Source organism: Caballeronia cordobensis, assembly GCF_001544575.2.
Classification (GTDB): Bacteria; Pseudomonadota; Gammaproteobacteria; order Burkholderiales; family Burkholderiaceae; genus Caballeronia; species Caballeronia cordobensis.
This window is the reverse complement of sequence record NZ_FCNY02000054.1, coordinates 1-5,212: the sequence shown is the minus strand read 5'-3', so window position 1 is coordinate 5,212 and position 5,212 is coordinate 1. Positions and strand designations below refer to the sequence as shown.

2 tRNA genes and 3 rRNA genes are annotated in these 5,212 nt (G+C 53.5%); all 5 read right to left on the bottom strand.

Annotation, left to right across the window (positions count from 1 at the left end):
- Nucleotides 1-85, bottom strand: a 5S ribosomal RNA gene (gene rrf / locus AWB70_RS39805); the annotation flags it as partial.
- A gap of 116 nt (nucleotides 86-201) precedes the next feature.
- Nucleotides 202-3,084 (bottom strand): 23S ribosomal RNA (locus tag AWB70_RS37950).
- A 283-nt stretch (nucleotides 3,085-3,367) separates the two neighbouring features.
- Nucleotides 3,368-3,443 (bottom strand) — tRNA-Ala (locus AWB70_RS37945).
- Nucleotides 3,444-3,476: 33 nt separating this feature from the next.
- Nucleotides 3,477-3,553 (bottom strand) — tRNA-Ile (locus AWB70_RS37940).
- 63 nt (nucleotides 3,554-3,616) lie between these two features.
- Nucleotides 3,617-5,148, bottom strand: a 16S ribosomal RNA gene (locus AWB70_RS37935).
- Nucleotides 5,149-5,212: the final 64 nt, after the last annotated feature.

Sequence of the window (5,212 nt, the reverse complement as noted above, 5' to 3'; positions counted from 1 at the left end):
GATCCGCACTATCATCGGCGTGGAGTCGTTTCACGGTCCTGTTCGGGATGGGAAGGGGTGGTACCGACTCGCTATGGTCATCAGGCATGACTTGTTGCTGTGTCGTCTTGGGGACGCGACAGCCAATCTGGGAAGAAGTAGCAGTGTTTGGGGTGGTGATCGTGGCACAACGACACTCAACCAGGAAGACACACTGGTTATAGGATCAAGCCTTACGGGCAATTAGTATCAGTTAGCTCAATGCATTACTGCACTTACACACCTGACCTATCAACGTCCTGGTCTGGAACGACCCTTCAAGGGGCTCGAAGCCCCGGGGATATCTCATCTTAAGGCGAGTTTCCCGCTTAGATGCTTTCAGCGGTTATCTCTTCCGAACATAGCTACCCGGCGATGCGACTGGCGTCACAACCGGTACACCAGAGGTTCGTCCACTCCGGTCCTCTCGTACTAGGAGCAGCCCCCTTCAAATATCCAACGCCCACGGCAGATAGGGACCAAACTGTCTCACGACGTTTTAAACCCAGCTCACGTACCTCTTTAAATGGCGAACAGCCATACCCTTGGGACCGGCTACAGCCCCAGGATGAGATGAGCCGACATCGAGGTGCCAAACACCGCCGTCGATATGAACTCTTGGGCGGTATCAGCCTGTTATCCCCAGAGTACCTTTTATCCGTTGAGCGATGGCCCTTCCATACAGAACCACCGGATCACTATGACCTGCTTTCGCACCTGCTCGACTTGTCGGTCTCGCAGTTAAGCACGCTTATGCCATTGCACTATCAGCACGATTTCCGACCGTACCTAGCGTACCTTCGTACTCCTCCGTTACGCTTTGGGAGGAGACCGCCCCAGTCAAACTGCCTACCATGCACTGTCCCCGATCCGGATCACGGACCAAGGTTAGAACCTCAAACAAACCAGGGTGGTATTTCAAGGACGGCTCCACCAAGACTAGCGTCCTGGTTTCATAGCCTCCCACCTATCCTACACAGATCGGTTCAAAGTCCAATGCAAAGCTACAGTAAAGGTTCATGGGGTCTTTCCGTCTAGCCGCGGGGAGATTGCATCATCACAAACACTTCAACTTCGCTGAGTCTCGGGAGGAGACAGTGTGGCCATCGTTACGCCATTCGTGCAGGTCGGAACTTACCCGACAAGGAATTTCGCTACCTTAGGACCGTTATAGTTACGGCCGCCGTTTACCGGGACTTCAATCAAGAGCTTGCACCCCATCATTTAATCTTCCGGCACCGGGCAGGCGTCACACCCTATACGTCCACTTTCGTGTTTGCAGAGTGCTGTGTTTTTATTAAACAGTCGCAGCCACCAGTTTATTGCAACCCTTTCACCCTCCTGGCGCAGGCCAGTCAAGCTACAAGGGCGTACCTTATCCCGAAGTTACGGTACCAATTTGCCGAGTTCCTTCTCCCGAGTTCTCTCAAGCGCCTTAGAATACTCATCTCGCCCACCTGTGTCGGTTTGCGGTACGGTCACTATTAGACTGAAGCTTAGAGGCTTTTCTTGGAACCACTTCCAATTGCTTCGCTTCCGAAGAAGCTCGCGCCACACCCTTGAATTATGTGCCCGGATTTGCCTAAGCACCTTCTCCAATGCAGCGACCGGGACTTCCAACACCCGGACAACCTTCCGCGATCCGTCCCCCCATCGCATCTAACAATGGTGCAGGAATATTGACCTGCTTCCCATCAGCTACGCATTTCTGCCTCGCCTTAGGGGCCGACTCACCCTACGCCGATGAACGTTGCGTAGGAAACCTTGGGCTTACGGCGAGGGGGCTTTTCACCCCCTTTATCGCTACTCATGTCAGCATTCGCACTTCCGATACCTCCAGCATGCCTTTCGACACACCTTCGCAGGCTTACGGAACGCTCTCCTACCACACGCACTTACGTGCGCATCCGCAGCTTCGGTGACTGGCTTGAGCCCCGTTACATCTTCCGCGCAGGACGACTCGATCAGTGAGCTATTACGCTTTCTTTAAAGGGTGGCTGCTTCTAAGCCAACCTCCTGACTGTTTTAGCCTTCCCACTTCGTTTCCCACTTAGCCAATCTTTGGGACCTTAGCTGGCGGTCTGGGTTGTTTCCCTCTTGACACCGGACGTTAGCACCCGATGTCTGTCTCCCGTGATTGCACTCTTCGGTATTCGGAGTTTGCTATGGCGTAGTAATCCGCAATGGACCCCACAACCATGACAGTGCTCTACCCCCGAAGGTGATACACGAGGCACTACCTAAATAGTTTTCGGAGAGAACCAGCTATTTCCAAGTTTGTTTAGCCTTTCACCCCTATCCACAGCTCATCCCCTAACTTTTCAACGTTAGTGGGTTCGGTCCTCCAGTACGTGTTACCGCACCTTCAACCTGGCCATGGATAGATCACTTGGTTTCGGGTCTACGCCCAGCAACTGATCGCCCTATTCGGACTCGCTTTCGCTACGCCTGCCTTAATCAGTTAAGCTCGCTACTGAACGTAAGTCGCTGACCCATTATACAAAAGGTACGCCGTCACCCCTTACGAGGCTCCGACTGTTTGTATGCATGCGGTTTCAGGATCTATTTCACTCCCCTCCCGGGGTTCTTTTCGCCTTTCCCTCACGGTACTGGTTCACTATCGGTCGATCACGAGTATTTAGCCTTGGAGGATGGTCCCCCCATCTTCAGACAGGATTTCACGTGTCCCGCCCTACTTGTCGTACCCCTAGTTCTTCCATCCTATTTTCGTCTACAGGGCTATCACCTGCTATGGCCGCACTTTCCAGAGCGTTCGACTAATAAGATAGATAAAGAGTACAGGCTGGTCCCATTTCGCTCGCCACTACTTTGGGAATCTCGGTTGATTTCTGTTCCTGCGGTTACTTAGATGTTTCAGTTCACCGCGTTCGCTCCACATGACCTATGTATTCAGTCATGGGTGACCCATACGGGCCGGGTTTCCCCATTCGGATATCGGAGGATCAAAGCTCGTTTGCCAGCTCCCCTCCGCTTTTCGCAGGCTACCGCGTCCTTCATCGCCTGTGATCGCCAAGGCATCCACCACATGCACTTGTTCGCTTGACCCTATAACGAGTGTGTCTCTCTCGAGCCACCTTCGCTACAGGCTGAGTATTCGCGTTGTGCCGTATTCCAAAGCAATCTTTCGATCACCTTTTCATACTTGATACAATCACTACCCTGACTACCCGACTCGCACCCATCTCTAAGTGCTTTTAGATAGTCTCTTTACTACTTCTTCCAGATTGTTAAAGAACGTTTAGCCGACAGGACCACTTCAATTCCTGCAGCATCAACTGGCTTCAATCGCCAATGCGCAGTGCTTCGCGAAACACTGTGCATTGAGGATTGGTGGAGGATGACGGGATCGAACCGACGACCCCCTGCTTGCAAAGCAGGTGCTCTCCCAGCTGAGCTAATCCCCCGCGTCTTAGGCCTGTACGACCCATCTCGACTCGTGGTGGGTCTGGATGGATTCGAACCATCGACCCCCGCCTTATCAAGACGGTGCTCTAACCGACTGAGCTACAGACCCAAAGCCTGTCTTAAACAACAGCCGATAAGCGTGAGCGCTTAACTTTTAAGTGCGAAGCTCGAGAAAGGAGGTGATCCAGCCGCACCTTCCGATACGGCTACCTTGTTACGACTTCACCCCAGTCATGAATCCCACCGTGGTAAGCGCCCTCCTTGCGGTTAGGCTACCTACTTCTGGTGAAACCCACTCCCATGGTGTGACGGGCGGTGTGTACAAGACCCGGGAACGTATTCACCGCGGCATGCTGATCCGCGATTACTAGCGATTCCAGCTTCACGCAGTCGAGTTGCAGACTGCGATCCGGACTACGATCGGTTTTCTGGGATTGGCTCCACCTCGCGGCTTGGCAACCCTCTGTTCCGACCATTGTATGACGTGTGAAGCCCTACCCATAAGGGCCATGAGGACTTGACGTCATCCCCACCTTCCTCCGGTTTGTCACCGGCAGTCTCCTTAGAGTGCTCTTGCGTAGCAACTAAGGACAAGGGTTGCGCTCGTTGCGGGACTTAACCCAACATCTCACGACACGAGCTGACGACAGCCATGCAGCACCTGTGCGCCGGTTCTCTTTCGAGCACCCCCACCTTTCAGCAGGGTTCCGACCATGTCAAGGGTAGGTAAGGTTTTTCGCGTTGCATCGAATTAATCCACATCATCCACCGCTTGTGCGGGTCCCCGTCAATTCCTTTGAGTTTTAATCTTGCGACCGTACTCCCCAGGCGGTCAACTTCACGCGTTAGCTACGTTACTAAGGAAATGAATCCCCAACAACTAGTTGACATCGTTTAGGGCGTGGACTACCAGGGTATCTAATCCTGTTTGCTCCCCACGCTTTCGTGCATGAGCGTCAGTGTTGGCCCAGGGGGCTGCCTTCGCCATCGGTATTCCTCCACATCTCTACGCATTTCACTGCTACACGTGGAATTCTACCCCCCTCTGCCACACTCAAAGCCTGCCAGTCACCAATGCAGTTCCCAGGTTAAGCCCGGGGATTTCACATCGGTCTTAACAGACCGCCTGCGCACGCTTTACGCCCAGTAATTCCGATTAACGCTCGCACCCTACGTATTACCGCGGCTGCTGGCACGTAGTTAGCCGGTGCTTATTCTTCCGGTACCGTCATCCTCCATCCATATTAGGGACGAAGTTTTCTTTCCGGACAAAAGTGCTTTACAACCCGAAGGCCTTCTTCACACACGCGGCATTGCTGGATCAGGGTTGCCCCCATTGTCCAAAATTCCCCACTGCTGCCTCCCGTAGGAGTCTGGGCCGTGTCTCAGTCCCAGTGTGGCTGGTCGTCCTCTCAGACCAGCTACAGATCGTCGCCTTGGTAGGCCTTTACCCCACCAACTAGCTAATCTGCCATCGGCCGCCCCTATAGCGCGAGGTCCGAAGATCCCCCGCTTTCTCCCTTAGGTCGTATGCGGTATTAATCCGGCTTTCGCCGGGCTATCCCCCACTACAGGACACGTTCCGATGTATTACTCACCCGTTCGCCACTCGCCACCAGGGTTGCCCCCGTGCTGCCGTTCGACTTGCATGTGTAAGGCATGCCGCCAGCGTTCAATCTGAGCCAGGATCAAACTCTTCAGTTCAAACCTGTTACTGTTTTCGGTTCCGTTAAGAACCGGTCGCTCACTCAACGTACTGACGATGATT